Raw genomic sequence first — 1147 nt, forward strand, 5'->3', positions numbered from 1 at the left:
TACTGAGGTTTTCAAGGTGGGGTCGGTGGGTCGATAGCCAGGCCGGTGGCGGTGAGGCAGCCGTCGGTCAGGTGGGGTCGGAGTTGGATCCTGCGTAACGCGCGGGAGTTTGCGGTCGAGGTCGTGGGGTGTGTTCAAGGCAGTGTTGGCCATGGCCCTGCGCACGAGTGACCAGACGGCCTCGACGGGGTTCAGGTCGGGTGCGTATGAAGGGAGACGGACGGTGGTGAGCCAGTCGTGCTCGGCTTCGTACTTTTTCAAGCCCGCTGCCAGGTGGGTGTTGAGATTGTCCCAAACCACCACGATGGGACTGGCGAGCTGAATGTGGGCCCTCACCAGCAGGTCTCGGTAGTCCTGCCAGGAGAAGCTCTTCCGTGCTCCTTTCAGGAGCAGATGCTGACGGGGCCGGTAAATCAGTCTGGCGGTCTCGCCGGGTTTGTAGCAGCACAGCGCGGCGACCGAGGTCCTGCGGCGGGATCTTCCCCGAACGCGAATAACGGGCGTGTGGCCACGTCGCCCCAGGTCCGGGCTCGGGGCGGAGTCATCGCGAATCCGGCCTCGTCCTCGAAGACGATCCACGCCCCGGACGCCGCCGCGAGACTTTTACCCGCGGCCACACCTCCTTCTTCCACAGCTCCACCGCGTGCTCGTCGCGTTCGAGCGCACGGCGGGCTGGTGCCTGCCAGGACCAGCCGTGCCGCTTCAGCAGCCGCCATACCGTCGCCACCGACAAACTCAGCCGCAGACGACGGCGGATCACCGTCTGGACCCGGGCCAGAGTCCAACGCTCATCGTCGAAGCCGTGCGCTGACGGACCCTTGCCGAGTTCCTCCTCGAGCACCGCGAACTGGGCATCGGTAACGGTCGGGGAGTTGGCCGGGCCCGCGGAGCGCAAAGCCTCCATGCCGCCCTCGCGCCAAGCCCTACGCCAGCGTTCCACCGACCGCACACTCACCCGCAGGTCCTTCGCGATCACTGCGGTCCTCTCACCCGCCGCGAAACGCTCGCCGGCCTGGAGCCGGATCCTCTCCCGAAACGCCCGACGCTCGGCAGTCAGGCCCCCACCCTCCGGATACCGCATCCCACCGGCATACCGCAGGGATCATGAACAGTCACCGCCCCGACGACAACCCGAAAAGCTCAGTAA

General features: G+C 66.4%; 1 protein-coding gene and 1 pseudogene. Both read right to left on the reverse strand.

What is annotated here, in order from left to right:
• Positions 1-11: 11 nt before the first annotated feature.
• A pseudogene (locus tag AB0947_RS42815) lies at positions 12-545 on the reverse strand (transposase).
• Positions 542-1081 (reverse strand): winged helix-turn-helix domain-containing protein, encoded by a 540-nt coding sequence (locus AB0947_RS42820; protein WP_366755754.1) that lies wholly within the window; start codon positions 1079-1081, stop codon positions 542-544. Before AB0947_RS42820 ends, AB0947_RS42815 begins: the two are co-directional and overlap by 4 nt.
• Positions 1082-1147 lie beyond the last annotated feature (66 nt).

Source organism: Streptomyces sp. NPDC047841 (genome assembly GCF_040704085.1).
GTDB classification, from domain to species: Bacteria; Actinomycetota; Actinomycetes; order Streptomycetales; family Streptomycetaceae; genus Streptomyces; species Streptomyces argyrophylli.

Excerpts from the sequence above, each read along its gene's own strand:
- AB0947_RS42820 (WP_366755754.1), bottom strand. The coding sequence starts at position 1,081 with ATGCGGTATCCGGAGGGTGGGGGCCTGACTGCCGAGCGTCGGGCGTTT.